Source organism: Streptomyces sp. NPDC041968, assembly GCF_055589025.1.
In genome coordinates, this window is the sequence record NZ_JBVJCB010000012.1 from 128,426 (window position 1) to 145,016 (window position 16,591).

A 16,591-nucleotide genomic window follows, 5' to 3' on the forward strand; every position below is an offset into this window, starting at 1 on the left:
ATCGCCGTAGTAGTTGCCCCTCAAGATGAGCGAAGATGCGTTCGGCGAGGGCCCGTAATTGTTGTAATCGCGGTCGAACCACTGGTTCTCTACGAGTTGTCCGCAGGAGTGGTACTACGGCAGTGGAAAGTGGCGCCACCGCGTACAGGACCAAGCGAGGCTCCTCGGGCGAAGCGTTGTGCGTAGACAACGCCACCGCGACGATCAGGAGCCTCGCCTCGTCATGCCACCCTGCTGTCCTGCTTCATCATCCCTGCAGGGCCGATTGGAAGGTGTTCAGCCAGGTTGAAGTGGGCTAGGCCCATTTGGTGCATGAGTTCAGCATGGTGCCCCCCTCAAACCTTGCTACCTGCACGCCCATCTCGTGAAGTCCACGGTCGTCGTACGCCGTGGTGCTCCATTCCTTGGTGGTGCCAGCGCCGCTGGTGTTCTTGCGCCAGGACCAATTGACCCGCTTACCGTCGTATTGCTGGCTGATGACTCTGATCTGGACGTGATGTCCGTCAGAGGATGTGTCCGTAAGGTCAATCGATATGCCTACATTGGCCCCGGGATTGGACCAGTTCGTTATGCTGATGCTGCCAGAGGCTCCGGTGGTTGAGCAAGCGACGTATTCGCTGGCGTTAGCGGGGGCCGCGCTGATTGCCGTTGCCGCGAGTGCAGCGATCGTTGCGATTGCCGCTCCGAGCTTCTTCTTCAAGATTTCCCCTCCGTTGGTTCAACTTGGAGGTGACTCTAGGTGGGTGAGCTGGTCAACTCAACGCTCGATTCGGAATTCGCTGTCGGACTGGCTTGAATGGTGCTCTTCGAAAGTCAGGGAAACATTCCCGGCGACGCGGTCCAGCAGCTCCTCGTACGCCCCCCGGTCGAACTCGCCCGCCACCGGTGACAGCACCGTCGCCGCCGACAGGGCGACCGCGCGGGCCAGGCGGTCCGGCCAGGGGAGGTGCTCGACCAGGCCCGACAGCAGGCCCGCGACCGCCGAGTCGCCCGCGCCGGTCGGGTTGCCGCGGACGTGGGCGGGCGGGGCGGCGCGCCAGCGGCCCTCCGGGGTCACCGCGAGCAGCCCCTCCGCGCCGAGCGAGGCGACCACGGACCGGGCACCGCGCCGCCGGGCGGCCTGGGTGGCCCGCAGCGGTTCGTGCGAGCCGGTCAGCTCGGCCAGTTCGTCGGCGTTCGGCTTGATCAGGTCCGGGCGGGCGGCGACCCCCCGGCGCAGCGGCTCCCCGCTGGTGTCCAGCAGCACCGGCACGCCCGCCGCGCGGGCGGTGCGCACCAGACCGGCGTAGGCGCCCACCGGGACGCCCGGGGGCAGGCTGCCGCAGAGGGCCACGGCCGAGGCGGCGGCGACCAGGGGCCCGTACGCCTCCTGGAAGGCGTCCCACTCGGCGCGGGTGACGGCCGGGCCCGGTTCGTTGAGCTGGGTGGTGTCGCCGGTGCGCTCGTCGACGACGGCTATGGTGCGCCGGGTGGCCCCGGCGACGGGCACGAGCGCGTCCGTCACCCCGCGCACACCGGTGAGCCCCGCGCGCACGACGTCCCCGGTGCCGCCGCCCGCGAAGCCGGTGACCGTCACCTCGTGGCCCAGGGCCGCCAGCACCCGGGCCACGTTCAGCCCCTTGCCGCCGGGGCGCTCCGTCACCGCGGTGACCCGGTGGGAGGCGTGCGGCCGCAGGCCCGGGACGCGGTAGGTGATGTCGAGAGCGGTGTTCAGCGTGACGGTGAGGATCACCCGGGCCGGCCTCCCCCGATCGTCTGCGGCTTTCCGTGCGCCCCCGGCGACGTGCTCCGGGGGACACGATCATGCCAAACGGACGGCGGTGCGCCCAGCCCCCGGTCCGGCCATCGGGCGCCGGTCCGGGAGCGTACGGGGGGACGGATCAGCCCAGTTGGGGATCGACCACCCATGCGCCGCGTCGCATCACGCCCACCAGGTCGAACGCGGCGTCCAGGACCACCAGGTCGGCGTCCTTGCCGGGCTCCAGGGAGCCGATCCGGTCGTCCATGCCGAGCAGCCGCGCCGGGTTGGCGGAGATCGCCGCGACGACGTCCTCGACGGGCAGCCCGTCCACCGTCACCGCGCGCTTGAAGGCACGGTCCTGGGTGAGCGTGGAACCCGCGATCGAGCCGCCCTCCACCAGCCGGGCCACGCCGTCCGCCACCTCGACCTCCAACGGGCCGAGCAGGTAGCGGCCGTCGCCGAAGCCGGCCGCGTCCATCGCGTCGGTGATGAAGGCGACCCGGGCGGCGCCCGCGTGGTGGAAGGCCAGCTGGAGCGCGGCCGGGTGCAGGTGGGTGCCGTCGTTGATCAGCTCGACGGTGATCCGTTCGTCCTCCAGCAGCGCCGCGATCGGGCCGGGGGCGCGGTGGCCGAGCGGCGGCATCGCGTTGAACAGGTGCGTGGCGACCGTGGCGCCCGCGTCGATGGCCTGGAGCGTCTGCTCGTACGTCGCGTCGGTGTGCCCGACCGCCGCGATCACGCCGTGCTCCGCGAGCAGCCGTACGGAGTCCAGTCCGCCCGGCAGCTCGGTGGCCAGCGTCATCATCTTCGCGTGCCCGTGCGCGGCGTCGACGAGCTTGCGGACCTCGGCCGGGTCGGGGTCGCGCAGCAGCTGCTCGTCGTGCGCGCCCTTGCGGCACGGGGAGATGAACGGCCCCTCGAAGTGGATGCCCGCGATGTCGCCCTGCTGGGCGAGTTCGGCGAGCATCCCGGCGTGCCGGGCGAGGAAGTCCAGGTCACCGGTGACGGCCGAGGCGACCACCGTGGTGGTGCCGTGCCGGCGGTGGGTGGCGACGCCCTTCAGGACGTCCTCGGCGGTGCCGCCGGCGAACGACGCTCCGCCACCCCCGTGGTTGTGGAGGTCGACGAAGCCCGGGACCACCCAGTGGCCCGACAGGTCGACGACCTCGGCCTCGGGGGAGGCGGCGGAGGCGATCCGCGTGCCGTCGACGATCACGCGGCCGTCGTCCACGGTCCCGGTGGGCAGTACCACCCGGGCACCGGCGAGAACCTTGCTTGGGGCCATCAGGTGGTTACCTCCGGGGGAGTCGCGGTCGTCGGGGTGGTGCCGTTCGGGTCGGTGCCGAGCAGGTCCCAGGCCATCAGCCCGGCACCCAGGCAGCCGGCGGTGTCTCCCAGCGCGGCGGGGACGATCTCCGGCAGCTTCTGGAAGGTGACGCGCCGCCCCACGGCCTCCCGCAGCGGTGTGAACAAGGTTTCCCCCGCCTCGGCCAGGCCGCCACCGATGATCAGGACCCGCGGGTCCAGCAGAGTGAGCGCGGTGACCAGTCCGTCGGCGAGCGCGTCCACGGCGTCCTGCCACACGGCGAGTGCGCGGGCGTCCCCCGAGGCGACGGCCTTGGCGCAGTCGGCGGCGTCCGCGCCCGGGTCCCCGCAGGCCTCGGCCCACGCCTGGCTGACGGCCGACGCGGACGCGAACCGCTCCAGGCAGCCGCGCTGCCCGCACGGGCACGGGGTGCCGCCGGGGCGCACGACGACATGGCCGATCTCGCCGGCGAAGCCGTGGGCGCCCGACTCGACCCGGCCGTCGATGCCGATGGCGCCCGCGATGCCGGTGCCCAGCGGCACGAACAGGAACCGGTCCGCGCCGCGGCCGGCGCCGATCCTCCCCTCGGCGAGCCCGCCGGTGCGCACGTCGTGGCCCAGGGCGACCGGGATGGAGCCGAGCCGTTCGGCGAGCAGCGTCCGCAGGGGCACGTCGCGCCAGCCCAGGTTGGCCGCGTAGACGGCGGTGCCATGCTCCTCGTCGACGATGCCGGGGACGGCGACCCCCGCCGCAAGGGCGGGCTCGCCGAAGCGGTCGGCGCCGTGGGCGCGCAGTTCGGCGGCGAAGTCCAGGATGCCGGCGATCACCGCCTCGGGCCCGCGGTCGCGGCCGGTGGCCCGGCGGGCCTCGTGGAGCAGCTCGCCCCCCGGTCCCGCGAGGGCGGCCTTCATCCCGGTGCCGCCCACATCGAGGGCGATGACATGTCTCACGGGGACAGTGTGGCCCGTCGACCCGGGAGAGGTCTAGTCCACTGCCGTGGTGTAGACCTTGATCCGTTAAACGGACAAGCGAACAAGCGCGTGCGTGTGATCGACGAACGCCGGCAGGGTTGGGGAATCAGGGTGCAGCGGCACAGGACAGGAACGGTCGCGGCGGTGTCCGCGCTGGGCATGGTGGCGGTCCTCGGCGGCTGCGGACTCACCGGTGACTCCGGCGAGGTGACGCTGAGGCTGGTCGCCGCCGACTACGGCGACAGCGAGGCCAACGGCTCGAAGGAGTACTGGGACGAGCTGGCCAAGGCCTACGAGGCCAAGCACCCCGACGTGACCGTGGACGTCACCGTCCACTCCTGGAACGACGTCGACCGCGAGGTCCGCGAGATGGTCGACGCCGGTGAGGCGCCCGACCTGGCGCAGATCGGCGCCTACTCCGACTACGCGGACAAGGACCTGCTGTACCGGGCCGACGACGTGCTCTCCATCCCGGTCCAGGCCGACTTCGTCTCCCAGCTCGCCGGCGCGGGCCAGGTCAACGGCGTCCAGTACGGGCTGCCCTTCGCCGCCTCCACGCGCGTGCTCTTCTACAACAAGACCCTCTTCAACGAGGCCGGCATCACGCCCCCCAAGAGCTGGGACGACCTCGCGGACGCCGCCGAGGCGCTGAAGGCGGAGGGCGTGAAGTACCCGTACGCGCTGCCGCTGGGCCCGGAGGAGGCGCAGGCCGAGACCATGCAGTGGATGCTCAGCGGCGACGGCGGCTACACCGACGACGTGGGCACCTACTCCGTCGACTCGCCGCAGAACGTCACCACCTTCACCTGGCTCCGGGACGAACTGGTCGGCAAGGGCCTCACCGGCCCGGTCGCCCCCGGCAAGCTGAACCGCGCCGCCGCCTTCGCCGCCTTCGCGAACGGCGAGGTCGGCATGCTCAACGGGCACCCCTCGCTGATGAAGATGGCGTCCGACAAGGGCGTGAAGTACGGCATGGTGACCACCCCCGGCGCCGAGGGCGAGAGCCGGAACACGCTCGGCGTCACCGACTGGATGACCGCCTTCAAGGCGGGCGGCCACCAGGAGGAGATCGGCGACTTCCTCGACTTCGTCTACAGCGACGAGAACGTCCTCGACTTCTCCCGCCGCTACGACCTGCTGCCGGTGACCACCTCCGCGTCCCAGGTCATGAGCACCGCGGAGGAGGACAAGGCCCTGCGGCCCTTCCTGGACGAGCTGCTGCTCTCGGAGCTGTACCCGGTCGGCAAGACCTCCTGGGCCTCGGTCAGCGCGGACGTCAAGAAGCTCATCGGCCAGGCGGTCGCCCCCGGCAACAGCCCGTCGGAGGTGCTCGGCCGGATCCAGGCGACGGCGATGCGGGCGGGCAGCGCGGAGTAGCGGGGCTGTCGGTGGCGGGCGCTACGGTGCCGTACATGGACCTGGGACGGCTCGGACAGAGGGAGCGGAACATCCTCGCGCTGGAGCGCCGCGGCTTTCCCGGCCCCGGCGCGAAGGAGCGGGCGATCCGCGAGGAACTGGGCCTGGCCCCCGTCCGCTACTACCAGCTCCTCAACGCCCTCCTGGACGACCCCCGCGCCCTGGCCGCCGACCCGGTGACGGTCAACCGCCTGCGCCGGGTGCGCGAGACGCGGCGCGGGGAGCGGTAGGCCACCGGCCGGACGCACGGGCCGGAGCACCGGCCGGATGCGCGGGACAGGCGTGCGGTGCGGGTCCGCGGGATAGGTTCGCGGTATGGGCAGCCACCAGGAATCCACCCGAGACGACTCGCCGGACCACCTGCCGACGCCCGCGACGGAGGCCGGACGTGCGGGGCTCGACGCCCTGCTCGCCCGCCCCGCCCGCGCGGTCGTCGCGCTCGACTTCGACGGCACCCTCGCGCCGATCGTGCCCGACCCCGACCGGGCCCGCGCCCACCCGGACGCCGTACCGGCGCTCGCGGCCCTCGCGCCGAGGGTCGCCTCCGTCGCGGTGATCACCGGCCGCCCGGCCGAGGTCGCCGTCCGCCACGGCGGCTTCGCCGACGCCCCGGGCCTGGAGCACCTCGTCGTCCTCGGCCACTACGGCGCCGAGCGCTGGGACGCCGCCACCGGCACCCTCACCGCACCCGAACCGCACCCCGGCGTCGCCGCCGTCCGCGCCGAGCTGCCGGAGCTGCTGGAGCGGTCCGGCGCCGGGCCGGGCACCTGGGTCGAGGAGAAGGGCCACGCCGTCGCCGTCCACACCCGCCGCGCCCCCGACCCGCAGGCGGCCTTCGACGCGCTGCGCGCCCCGCTCACCGGCCTGGCCGCCCGCCACGGACTGATCGTCGAGCCGGGCCGCATGGTCCTGGAGCTGCGCCCGCCCGGCATGGACAAGGGCGCCGCGCTGCGGGCACACGCCCGGGACGTCGGCGCCGAGACCGTCGTCTACGCCGGCGACGACCTCGGCGACCTCCCCGCCTTCGCGGCCGTCGACGCCCTGCGCGCGGAGGGCACCCCCGGCCTGCTGGTGTGCAGCGGCAGCGACGAGGTCCCCGACCTCAGGAAGCGGGCGGACGTGGTGGTGGACGGCCCGGCGGGAGTCGTACGGCTGCTGCGCGCCCTGGCGGACCGGCTGGCCTGAACCACGGCCCCCCTGCACGGAGAGGCCGAAAGCGGGTGCGGGGAGTCTCCCCGCACCCGCTCCCCGCATCCGCTTCCGCGAGACCCGCCGGTCACCCGGTGGTCAGGACCTCAGCGCGTCCAGCTGCTCCAGGAACCACCGCGCCGGAGGCAGCGCCGTGCCCGCCGCGGCCAGCCGCTTCGACCGCTCCGCCCGCTCCCCGGCACCCACCGACAACGCCTCGTGCAGCGCCCGGGCCGTCCCCGACACGTCGTACGGATTCACCACCAGCGCGTCCTCGCCCAGCTCCTCGTACGCCCCCGCCTCCCGCGACAGCACCAGCACGCACCCCTCGTCGGAGACGACCGGCACCTCCTTGGCGACGAGGTTCATGCCGTCCCTGATCGGGTTGACCAGGGCCACGTCGGCCAGCCGGTACGCCGCCAGCGACCGCGCGAAGTCGTCCTTCACGTGCAGCACGACCGGCGTCCACCCCGCCGTCCCGAACTCCACGTTGATCGACTCCGCCACCCGCTGCACCTCCGCGGTGTAGTCCCGGTACACGGCGAGGTCCTGCCGCGACGGGTAGGCGAACGCCACGTGCACGACCCGCTCGCGCCACTCGGGCCGGTCGGTGAGCAGCTGCCGGTAGGCCAGCATCCCCCGCACGATGTTCTTGGACAGCTCGGTCCGGTCCACCCGCACGATCGTCCGGCGTCCCTCGCCGATCTCCGCCCGCAGCGCGGCCATCCGCTCGTCCACGTCGGCCTCGTGCGACCGCTTGCGCAGGAAGTCCGCGTCCGCGCCCAGCCCGTGCACGCCGATCTCGGTGCCGCCGGTCCCGCCCACCAGCGCGTCGCAGCACGCGGTGAACGCGTCGGCCCAGCGCCGGGTGAGGAACCCGAGCCGGTCGGCGCCCAGCATGCCGCGCAGCACCTGCTCGGCGATGTCGTCCGGCAGCATCCGGAAGTAGTCCACCGGCGCCCACGGCGTGTGCGAGAAGTGGCCGATGCGCAGGTCGGGCCGGAGCGCGCGGAGCATCCCCGGCACCAGCGTCAGGTGGTAGTCCTGCACGATCGCGACCGCGCCCTCGGCGGCCTCCTCGGCCAGCGCCTCGGCGAAGGCCCGGTTGTACGCCTCGTAGGAGGCCCACTGGCGCCGGAACTCCGCGTCGAAGACGGGTTCCACGGGCGTCTGGTACAGCATGTGGTGCACGAACCACAGCACGGAGTTCGCGATCCCGTTGTACGCGTCCGCGTGCACGTCGGCCGGCACGTCCAGCATCCGCACGCCGTCCTCGCCCACCCCGCGCCGCACCGCCTCGCGGTCGCCGTCGCTCAGGGCGGAGCACACCCACAGCGCCCCCGCGTCCGGCCCGATGGCCGACAGTCCCGAGACCAGCCCGCCACCCCCGCGTTTCGCGTGCAGCGAGCCGTCCTCGCGCACCTCGTACGAGACGGGCCCCCGATTGGAGGCGACCAGCACCTGAGCAGCACCGAACCTTGAAGCCATACGCCTCAACCTAGCCCGGCCCCCGAACCCTCAAACGTGGACCGCCGGCCCTTCGGCGCGCGTCCGGCCGAGATTCACGCCACCCTCCGGGCCGCGTACTCCGCGATCTCCGTCATGGGGGGCCGTTCCTCCGTGTCCACGGTGTACGTGCGCGGCTCGAAACCGGCGGGGCCCCGCTCGAACTGGGTGAGGGCCGGCCGGACCAGGTGGCCGCGGGCCAGCCGCAGCTGGGCGGTGCGGTAGATCGCCGCGGACATCCGGCCCAGGGCCTGGCCGTCCTGGTGGCGGTGCCTGCGGACCCCGACGTCGACCTGCGCCAGGCCGTCCAGGCCCACCAGGTGCAGGGCGTCGACCAGCATGCCCAGCTCGACGCCGTACCCGACGGGGAAGGGCAGCCGTTCGAGCAGCGAGCGGCGGGCCGCGTACTCGCCGCCCAGCGGCTGGACGAAGCCGGCCAGCCGCGGCCAGTGCATGTTGAGCAGCGGGCGGGCCATCAGCTCGGTGACCCGGCCGCCCTGTCCGGGAGCCGCGCCGAGCGGACGGTCGTACATGGCCTTGACGAGGTGCACGTCCGGGTCGGTGAGCAGCGGGCCCACGATCCCGGAGACGAAGTCGGCCGAGAACTCCCGCAGGTCGGCGTCGACGAAGCAGACGATGTCGCCGCCGGTGACCAGCAGCGAGCGCCACAGCACCTCGCCCTTGCCGGGGACGGCCGGGATGCGCGGGAGGATCGCGTCGCGGTGCACGACCCGGGCGCCCGCCGCCGCGGCCACCGCCGACGTCCGGTCGCGCGACCCGGAGTCCACGACGACGACCTCGTCGACGAGCGGGTCGCGCCCCATCAGCTCCCGCCGGATCACCGTGACGATGTCGCCGACCGTCGCCTCCTCGTCCAGCGCGGGGAGCACCACGCTCACCGTCTGCCCGGTGGCGTGCTTGGCGGTCAGCAGCTGCTGGACGGGCCGGTCCGTCACGGACCAGGAGCGTGCGCCCAGCCAGCGCTCGACTTCTTCCAGCACGGTCGGTGGCTCCTCTGTGATCCATCTCGCGGTACGGACGACTGTCTCGACCGCCCTGGCCTTCGGTTACAGTCTTGAACAACGCGTGGGACCACCGCATGCCGGGGTCGCCGCGCGCACCGCACAACAATCGAATACCGCTCATCCAGAGGGGCAGAGGGATACGGCCCGTTGAAGCCCCGGCAACCCTCCAGTCGGTTCTTGTCACGCAGACGTGGCGAGGCTCCCGGCTAGGGAAGGTGCCAAATCCGTCTCACGGCGAGATGCGTCGTGAGGAAGATGAGGAGAAAGGGCCTCGCCTCCATGGCTGTGCAGACCGCCGAAAGCACCACCACCCCCTCCGCCGCCCCCGCCGGCTCCGTCGATCTGGGCCCCGCCGCGGCGCTCTCCTGTCGCGAGTGCGGTCACCGCGTGCCGCTCGGCCCGGTCTTCGCCTGCGAGGAGTGTTTCGGCCCGCTGGAGATCGCCTACGACTTCTCGGCCTACGACACCGAGGAGCTGCGCAAGCGCATCGAGGCGGGCCCCGCGAACATCTGGCGGTACGCCCCGCTGCTGCCCGTCCCCGCCGACGTGGCCGACAAGCCGAACATCAACCCGGGCTGGACCAAGCTCGTCAAGGCCGACAACCTCGCCCGCGAGCTGGGCGTCACCGGCGGCCTCTACGTCAAGGACGACTCCGGCAACCCGACGCACTCCTTCAAGGACCGTGTCGTCGCCCAGGCCATCGAGGCCGCCCGCGCCTTCGGCTTCACCACCCTCTCCTGCTCCTCCACCGGCAACCTCGCGGGTGCCGTCGGCGCCGCCGCCGCCCGCGCCGGCTTCCGCTCCTGCGTGTTCATCCCGCACGACCTGGAACAGGGCAAGGTCGTCATGGCCGCTGTCTACGGCGGAGAGCTCGTCGGCATCGAGGGCAACTACGACGACGTGAACCGCTTCTGCTCCGAGCTGATCGGCGACCCGGCGGGCGAGGGCTGGGGCTTCGTCAACGTCAACCTGCGGCCGTACTACGCCGAGGGCTCCAAGACGCTGGCCTACGAGATCTGCGAGCAGCTCGGCTGGCGGCTGCCCGACCAGCTCGTGGTCCCGATCGCCTCCGGCTCCCAGCTCACGAAGATCGACAAGGGGCTGCAGGAGCTGATCAGGCTCGGTCTCGTCGAGGACCGGCCGTACAAGATCTTCGGCGCCCAGGCCGCCGGCTGCTCGCCGGTGTCCACCGCCTACAAGGCCGGCCACGACGTCGTACGCCCGCAGAAGCCGGACACCATCGCCAAGTCCCTCGCGATCGGCAACCCGGCCGACGGGCCGTACGTCCTGGACATCGCGCGCCGCACCGGCGGTGCCGTCGAGGACGTGACGGACGAGCAGGTCGTCGACGCCATCAAGCTGCTCGCCCGCACCGAGGGCATCTTCGCGGAGACGGCGGGCGGCGTGACGGTCGGCGTCACCAGGAAGCTGATCGAGGACGGCGTCCTGGACCCGTCGCTCACCACCGTCGTCCTCAACACCGGCGACGGCCTGAAGACGCTGGACGCGGTGGCCGGCACCGGACTCACCACCACCATCCGCCCGAACCTGGACTCCTTCCGAGAGGCTGGCCTCGCATGAGCGTGACCGTTCGCATCCCCACCATCCTGCGCACCTACACCGGTGGACAGGCCGAGGTCGCCGCCGACGGTGCGAACCTCGGTGAGGTCATCGCCGACCTGGAGAAGAACCACACCGGCATCGCCGCCCGCGTCCTGGACGACCAGGGCAAGCTGCGCCGCTTCGTCAACGTCTACGTCAACGACGACGACGTCCGCTTCGAGCAGGGCCTGGAGACCGCCACCCCCGACGGCGCGGGCGTCTCCATCATCCCGGCGGTCGCCGGCGGCTGACCCGCCTCGTCGTTACCATCGGTAATTGAGGTAACGCAGCGTTCATCGAATTGCCCCCTCCGTGAGAGAAGCGGAGGGGGCAATTCCATGGGATTGAGCGCGGTAGAGTTGGGGAACGCGCTCCCGACCCAAAGATCGGGAATCCCGAATTCCTGCCCGGCGCCCGACAAGATGTAGCCAAAGTGTGGGCGTATTTCGCGGCTTTTGTGCCCTTTGCGTGCCCCGACTTGACCCGAATTCAGGCGAATTCTCGCCACATTGCGGACCTGGTGCGTCCAGATTTCTCGTCCGATTGACCTGTTGCAGACGGCAGTTGGACAGATACATTCAGCCGCGGTCGACGCGTTCCGGCGCACGCCCCCAGTCGTGGGGGGCGAGGTCTGACCCGGGTCCGCGAAGTGCGGATCTGTGCAAGGGCCAGTAATAGGGGAGTTAGGCATGGCTCAGGGCACCGTCAAGTGGTTCAACGCGGAGAAGGGGTACGGCTTCATCGCGGTCGACGGTGGTGCGGATGTTTTCGTCCACTACAGCGCGATTCAGATGGACGGTTACCGCACCCTCGAAGAAGGCCAGCGGGTCGAGTTCGAGATCTCGCAGGGTCAGAAGGGCCCGCAGGCCGACATGGTTCGCCTCAGCGCCTGAGACGTCCGGCCACCGCAAGCGAACGGTTCTTCTCCGAAGGGCCCGCACCTCGGTCGAGGTGCGGGCCCTTCGGCTTGCCCGCGCCGGGCCGCACCGGTGTTCGCCGGGGGCTGAGCGGCCGGGCCGATCCCCCGAAGGCGCTTGCACTCGATGGGGGCGAGTGCTAATCATTGGCGTTAGCACTCTGAAGGTGAGAGTGACAACGAAGGACCGGGTCGGTGAGGCCCGCAGGCCGGGTGGGGAAGGAACCACAAGGCCGGCGAGCCGTCCGTCGCGGGCGCGGGCGCGGTCCGAAGGAATCACCCCCAGTCCTGGAGGGACCACTTCACATGGCCAAGATCATCGCGTTCGACGAGGAGGCACGGCGCGGCCTCGAGCGCGGCATGAACCAGCTCGCGGACGCCGTCAAGGTGACGCTCGGCCCCAAGGGCCGCAACGTCGTCCTCGAGAAGAAGTGGGGCGCCCCCACGATCACCAACGATGGTGTCTCCATCGCCAAGGAGATCGAGCTCGAGGACCCGTACGAGAAGATCGGCGCCGAGCTGGTCAAGGAAGTCGCCAAGAAGACGGACGACGTCGCCGGTGACGGTACGACCACCGCGACCGTTCTCGCCCAGGCCCTGGTCAAGGAAGGCCTGCGCAACGTCGCGGCCGGCGCCAACCCGATGGCCCTGAAGCGCGGCATCGAGAAGGCCGTCGAGGCCGTCTCCGCCGCCCTGCTGGAGCAGGCGAAGGACGTCGAGACCAAGGAGCAGATCGCCTCCACGGCCTCCATCTCCGCCGCCGACACCCAGATCGGCGAGCTGATCGCCGAGGCCATGGACAAGGTCGGCAAGGAAGGCGTCATCACCGTCGAGGAGTCCCAGACCTTCGGTCTGGAGCTGGAGCTCACCGAGGGTATGCGCTTCGACAAGGGCTACATCTCGGCGTACTTCGCCACCGACATGGAGCGTATGGAGGCGTCGCTCGACGACCCGTACATCCTGATCGCCAACTCCAAGATCGGCAACGTCAAGGACCTGCTGCCGCTCCTGGAGAAGGTCATGCAGTCGGGCAAGCCGCTGCTGATCATCGCCGAGGACGTCGAGGGCGAGGCCCTGTCGACCCTGGTCGTCAACAAGATCCGCGGCACCTTCAAGTCCGTCGCCGTCAAGGCCCCGGGCTTCGGCGACCGCCGCAAGGCCATGCTCGGCGACATCGCCATCCTCACGGGTGGCGAGGTCATCTCCGAGGAGGTCGGCCTCAAGCTGGAGAACGCGACCCTGGACCTCCTGGGCCGCGCCCGCAAGGTCGTCATCACCAAGGACGAGACCACCATCGTCGACGGCGCCGGCTCGACCGACCAGGTCAACGGCCGCGTCAACCAGATCCGCGCCGAGATCGAGAACAGCGACTCGGACTACGACCGCGAGAAGCTCCAGGAGCGCCTGGCGAAGCTGGCCGGCGGCGTGGCCGTCATCAAGGCCGGTGCCGCCACCGAGGTCGAGCTCAAGGAGCGCAAGCACCGCATCGAGGACGCCGTTCGCAACGCGAAGGCGGCCGTCGAGGAGGGCATCGTCGCCGGTGGTGGCGTGGCCCTGCTCCAGGCCTCCCAGGTCTTCGAGAAGCTGGAGCTGACGGGTGACGAGGCGACCGGCGCCAACGCCGTGAAGCTCGCCCTGGAGGCCCCGCTGAAGCAGATCGCCGTCAACGGTGGTCTCGAGGGCGGCGTCGTCGTGGAGAAGGTCCGCAACCTCACCGTCGGCCACGGCCTGAACGCCGCGACCGGTGAGTACGTCGACATGATCGCCGAAGGCATCATCGACCCGGCGAAGGTGACCCGCTCTGCCCTGCAGAACGCCGCCTCCATCGCCGCGCTGTTCCTCACCACCGAGGCCGTCATCGCCGACAAGCCGGAGAAGGCCGCCGCGGGCGGCGCCCCGGGCGGCATGCCGGGCGGTGACATGGACTTCTGATCGGCTCCGGTCGATCAACCGTCCTACGGACCGAGGGCGGCACTCCCCGACAGGGGGTGCCGCCCTCGGGCGTTTTCCGCTCCCGACCCCTCCCGGGCAGATGTGACCTGGACCACTCCTGACGGCCCGTCGGAATGCGGACGACGAGCGGGCCTGTTGGCGCCGGTGGGTGCATGCGCATGCACATACTGACCGGTACCCCCCAAGGAGCCCCCACGTGACCGTCACCGCCTCCGACACCGCCTCGCGCGCCGCGCAGGTCCTCGCCCGGCCCGTCACCGTCAACGGCCTGACCGTGCCGAACCGGATCGCCATGGCCCCGATGACCCGGATGTTCTCCCCGGGCGGCGTCCCCGGTCCCGACGTGGCCTCCTACTACGCCCGCCGCGCCGCAGCCGGGGTCGGTCTGATCGTCACCGAGGGCACCTACGTCGGCCACGCCTCCGCCGGGCAGAGCGACCGCGTGCCGCGCTTCCACGGCGAGGAGCAGCTGGCCGGCTGGGCGAAGGTGGCCGAGGCGGTACACGCGGCGGGCGGCACGATCGTGCCGCAGCTGTGGCACATCGGCATGGTCCGCAAGCAGGGCGAGCCCCCCTTCCCCGACGCGCCCGCCGTCGGACCGTCCGGCCTGCGCATCGGCGAGGACGAGGTCACCGGCACGGCGATGACGCAGCGCGACCTGGACGACGTGATCGGCGCCTTCGCCGAGGCCGCGGCCGCCGCCGAGCGCATCGGCCTCGACGGCGTGGAGATCCACGGCGCCCACGGCTACCTCGTCGACCAGTTCCTGTGGGCCGGCACCAACCGCCGCACCGACGCCTACGGCGGCGACCCCGTCTCCCGCACCCGGTTCGCCGCCGAGATCGTGGCCGCCGTGCGCGACGCGGTCTCGCCCGCCTTCCCCGTCATCTTCCGCTACTCGCAGTGGAAGCAGGAGGCCTACGCCGCCCGTCTCGCCGAGACGCCCGAGGAGCTGGAGGCGATCCTCGCCCCGCTCGCCTCGGCCGGCGTCGACGCCTTCCACGCCTCCACCCGCCGCTACTGGCGCCCGGAGTTCGACGGCTCCGACCTCAACCTGGCCGGCTGGACCAAGAAGCTGACGGGCAGGCCCGCCATCACCGTCGGCTCGGTCGGCCTCGACGGAGACTTCACCAAGTCCTTCCTGGGCGAGGGCGCCCCTGTGGGCAGCCTCGACAACCTCCTCGACCGCATGGAGCGCGACGAGTTCGACCTCGTCGCCGTCGGCCGTGCGCTGCTCCAGGACCCCCAGTGGGCCGAGAAGGTCCTCGCCGGCCGCTTCGACGCGCTCGCCCCGTACGACGCGGCGTCGATCAAGACCCTCAGCTGAGCGCCGTGCGCACCACGGCGTAGGGTCCGTGAATCACCAACTGGCGTACGGCCTGCGGTAACCAGTGAGGAGTGACCGATGAGCACGACCGGACCCGTGGTGCGCACCGTCAGCGGCGCGGTGCGCGGACAGACCTCGGACGGCCTGACCCTCTTCCGCGGCATCCCCTTCGCCGAGGCCCCGGTCGGGCCGGCCAGGTTCGCCGCCCCGCGCCCCGCCCGCCCCTGGGACGGCACCCGCGACGCGTACGCCTTCGGCCCGCCGCCCCCGCAGGACCTGGGCCTGGCGGGCCCGGCCGGCACCCACTCCGGGGGCGACGACTGGCTGACGGTCAACGTCTGGACCCCCGAGCCCGACCCGGCCGCCCGCCGCCCGGTGATGGTGTGGATCTACGGCGGTGCCTACAAGCTCGGCCACTCCGGCAGCCCCGGCTACGACGCCCGCCGCATAGCCGTCGACGGCGACCTCGTCGTCGTCACCTTCAACTACCGCGTCGGCATGGAGGGCTTCGCCCACATCGAGGGCGCCCCCGCCAACCGGGGCCTGCTCGACCAGGTGGCCGCGCTGGAGTGGGTGCGGGACAACATCACCGCGTTCGGCGGCGACCCGGAGCGGGTGACCGTCTTCGGCGAGTCGGCGGGCGCCGGATCCGTCGCCTCCCTGCTGGCCATGGACCGCGCGGCCGGCCTCTTCCGGCGGGCCGTTGCGCAGAGCGTGCCGGGCACCTTCTTCTCCGCCGAACTCGCCCGTGACATCGGCACCGCCCTGGCCGCCGAGCTCGGCCTGCGCCCCACCGTCGCCGACCTGGCGGCCGTCGACCCCGATCAGCTGGTCAAGGCGGGGCAGTCCCTCGCCCCGAAGATGCCCGGCCAGGTGGCCCGCTGGGGCCAGGCCGCGCCCACCGTCACCCCGTACTCGCCGGTCGTCGACGGCGAGGTGCTGCGGGTCACGCCGTGGCAGGCGCTGGCGTCCGGCGCGTCCCGGGACGTCGACCTGGTCGTCGGCCACAACCGCGACGAGAACCGCCTGTTCACCGCGATGGCGGGCAAGCTCGGCCGGATCGGCGACGAACGGGCGAGCGCCGCCCTCGCCCTGTACGCGCCGGGCGGCGAGGCGGCCTACCGGGCCGCGTACCCCGACGCGTCCGCGAACGACCTGTACGAACGCGTCCAGACGGACTGGCTGTTCGGCATGCCGTCGCTGCACCTGGCCGAGGCGCACCTCGCGGGCGGTGGCCGGGCGCACGTCTACGAGCTGACCTGGGCGGCCCCGGGCAGCGGCGGTGCCTTCGGCGCCTGTCACGCCCTGGACGTCCCCCTCCTCTTCGGCACCTTCGAGGCGGACCTGGGACTGCTGCTCTTCGCCGGCGCGGAACCGTCCTCCGAGGCGCTGGCCCTGTCGTCCCGTTTCCGCTCCGCATGGACGGCGTTCGCGCGCACCGGCGACCCGGGCTGGCCGGCGTACGACACCGAGCGGCGCCTGGTCCAGGTCCTGGACGCGGAGCCGGCCGTCGTGCCGTACCCGGAGGAGACGTCGCGTCGCCTGTGGGAGGGGTACGAGTTCGCGGCGCTGCCGCTCGTCCACGGGGCCTGAGGCCTCCGACGGGGAGGAGGGCCCACCCGCCGTCCGGGCGAAGCTCG

15 protein-coding genes and 1 riboswitch are annotated in these 16,591 nt (G+C 71.9%); of the genes, 9 read left to right on the forward strand and 6 right to left on the reverse strand.

Annotation, left to right across the window (positions count from 1 at the left end; all coding sequences use genetic code 11):
* Window positions 1-295: 295 nt before the first annotated feature.
* From ACZ6EG_RS27320 to ACZ6EG_RS27335, 4 genes are all read right to left on the reverse strand, one after another.
* Complete coding sequence (locus ACZ6EG_RS27320; protein ID WP_391971266.1) at window positions 296-700, reverse strand: hypothetical protein; 405 nt, start codon at window positions 698-700, stop codon at window positions 296-298.
* Window positions 701-757: 57 nt separating this feature from the next.
* Window positions 758-1,732: a 1-phosphofructokinase family hexose kinase gene (locus tag ACZ6EG_RS27325; RefSeq protein ID WP_391971265.1), complete on the reverse strand. Its 975-nt coding sequence runs from the start codon at window positions 1,730-1,732 to the stop codon at window positions 758-760.
* Between the two features lie 148 nt (window positions 1,733-1,880).
* Window positions 1,881-3,026: an N-acetylglucosamine-6-phosphate deacetylase gene (gene nagA / locus ACZ6EG_RS27330; RefSeq protein ID WP_469608379.1), complete on the reverse strand. Its 1,146-nt coding sequence runs from the start codon at window positions 3,024-3,026 to the stop codon at window positions 1,881-1,883.
* Window positions 3,026-3,997, reverse strand: coding sequence for an ROK family protein (locus ACZ6EG_RS27335; RefSeq protein ID WP_391971263.1), 972 nt, complete (start codon window positions 3,995-3,997; stop codon window positions 3,026-3,028). The genes nagA and ACZ6EG_RS27335 overlap by 1 nt, the downstream gene beginning before the upstream one ends.
* A 132-nt stretch (window positions 3,998-4,129) precedes the next feature.
* Between ACZ6EG_RS27335 and ACZ6EG_RS27340 the strand changes: the two genes are divergently transcribed.
* The 3 genes from ACZ6EG_RS27340 (at window position 4,130) to otsB (ending at window position 6,619) form a co-directional block, all read left to right on the forward strand.
* Entirely contained in the window at window positions 4,130-5,395 is a 1,266-nt protein-coding gene (locus ACZ6EG_RS27340) for an ABC transporter substrate-binding protein (RefSeq protein WP_469608382.1), read from the forward strand.
* Between the two features lie 35 nt (window positions 5,396-5,430).
* On the forward strand, window positions 5,431-5,664 hold the full coding sequence (locus tag ACZ6EG_RS27345; RefSeq protein ID WP_356608463.1) for a DUF3263 domain-containing protein: 234 nt from the start codon (window positions 5,431-5,433) through the stop codon (window positions 5,662-5,664).
* An 85-nt stretch (window positions 5,665-5,749) separates the two neighbouring features.
* On the forward strand, window positions 5,750-6,619 hold the full coding sequence (gene otsB, locus ACZ6EG_RS27350) for a trehalose-phosphatase (RefSeq protein ID WP_469608386.1): 870 nt from the start codon (window positions 5,750-5,752) through the stop codon (window positions 6,617-6,619).
* A gap of 102 nt (window positions 6,620-6,721) precedes the next feature.
* On the opposite strand, the gene ACZ6EG_RS27355 is transcribed toward otsB, so the two are convergent.
* Together ACZ6EG_RS27355 and ACZ6EG_RS27360 are read right to left on the reverse strand one after the other, a co-directional pair.
* Window positions 6,722-8,110 carry an alpha,alpha-trehalose-phosphate synthase (UDP-forming) gene (locus ACZ6EG_RS27355; RefSeq protein WP_391971261.1) on the reverse strand — a complete coding sequence of 463 codons (1,389 nt, stop codon included), beginning with the start codon at window positions 8,108-8,110 and terminating at the stop codon, window positions 6,722-6,724.
* Between the two features lie 74 nt (window positions 8,111-8,184).
* A complete protein-coding gene (locus ACZ6EG_RS27360; RefSeq protein WP_469608390.1) occupies window positions 8,185-9,129 on the reverse strand; it encodes a glucosyl-3-phosphoglycerate synthase in 945 nt (314 codons plus the stop codon).
* A 138-nt stretch (window positions 9,130-9,267) separates the two neighbouring features.
* Window positions 9,268-9,415: riboswitch (SAM riboswitch) on the forward strand.
* 17 nt (window positions 9,416-9,432) lie between these two features.
* On the opposite strand from ACZ6EG_RS27360, the gene thrC reads away from it, so the two are divergent.
* The 6 genes from thrC to ACZ6EG_RS27390 all read left to right on the forward strand — a co-directional run bounded on the left by thrC (window position 9,433) and on the right by ACZ6EG_RS27390 (window position 16,544).
* Window positions 9,433-10,734 carry a threonine synthase gene (gene thrC, locus ACZ6EG_RS27365; RefSeq protein ID WP_391971259.1) on the forward strand — a complete coding sequence of 434 codons (1,302 nt, stop codon included), beginning with the start codon at window positions 9,433-9,435 and terminating at the stop codon, window positions 10,732-10,734.
* Window positions 10,731-11,006, forward strand: coding sequence for a MoaD/ThiS family protein (locus ACZ6EG_RS27370; RefSeq protein WP_062927577.1), 276 nt, complete (start codon window positions 10,731-10,733; stop codon window positions 11,004-11,006). Before thrC ends, ACZ6EG_RS27370 begins: the two co-directional genes overlap by 4 nt.
* Before the next feature lie 438 nt (window positions 11,007-11,444).
* Window positions 11,445-11,648, forward strand: a complete 204-nt coding sequence (locus ACZ6EG_RS27375) for a cold-shock protein (RefSeq protein WP_004929928.1) — start codon at window positions 11,445-11,447, stop codon at window positions 11,646-11,648.
* Between the two features lie 329 nt (window positions 11,649-11,977).
* Complete coding sequence (gene groL, locus ACZ6EG_RS27380; protein ID WP_053133035.1) at window positions 11,978-13,603, forward strand: chaperonin GroEL; 1,626 nt, start codon at window positions 11,978-11,980, stop codon at window positions 13,601-13,603.
* A 217-nt stretch (window positions 13,604-13,820) separates the two neighbouring features.
* On the forward strand, window positions 13,821-14,951 hold the full coding sequence (locus ACZ6EG_RS27385; RefSeq protein ID WP_469608393.1) for an NADH:flavin oxidoreductase: 1,131 nt from the start codon (window positions 13,821-13,823) through the stop codon (window positions 14,949-14,951).
* Between the two features lie 78 nt (window positions 14,952-15,029).
* Entirely contained in the window at window positions 15,030-16,544 is a 1,515-nt protein-coding gene (locus ACZ6EG_RS27390) for a carboxylesterase/lipase family protein (RefSeq protein ID WP_469608395.1), read from the forward strand.
* Window positions 16,545-16,591: the final 47 nt, after the last annotated feature.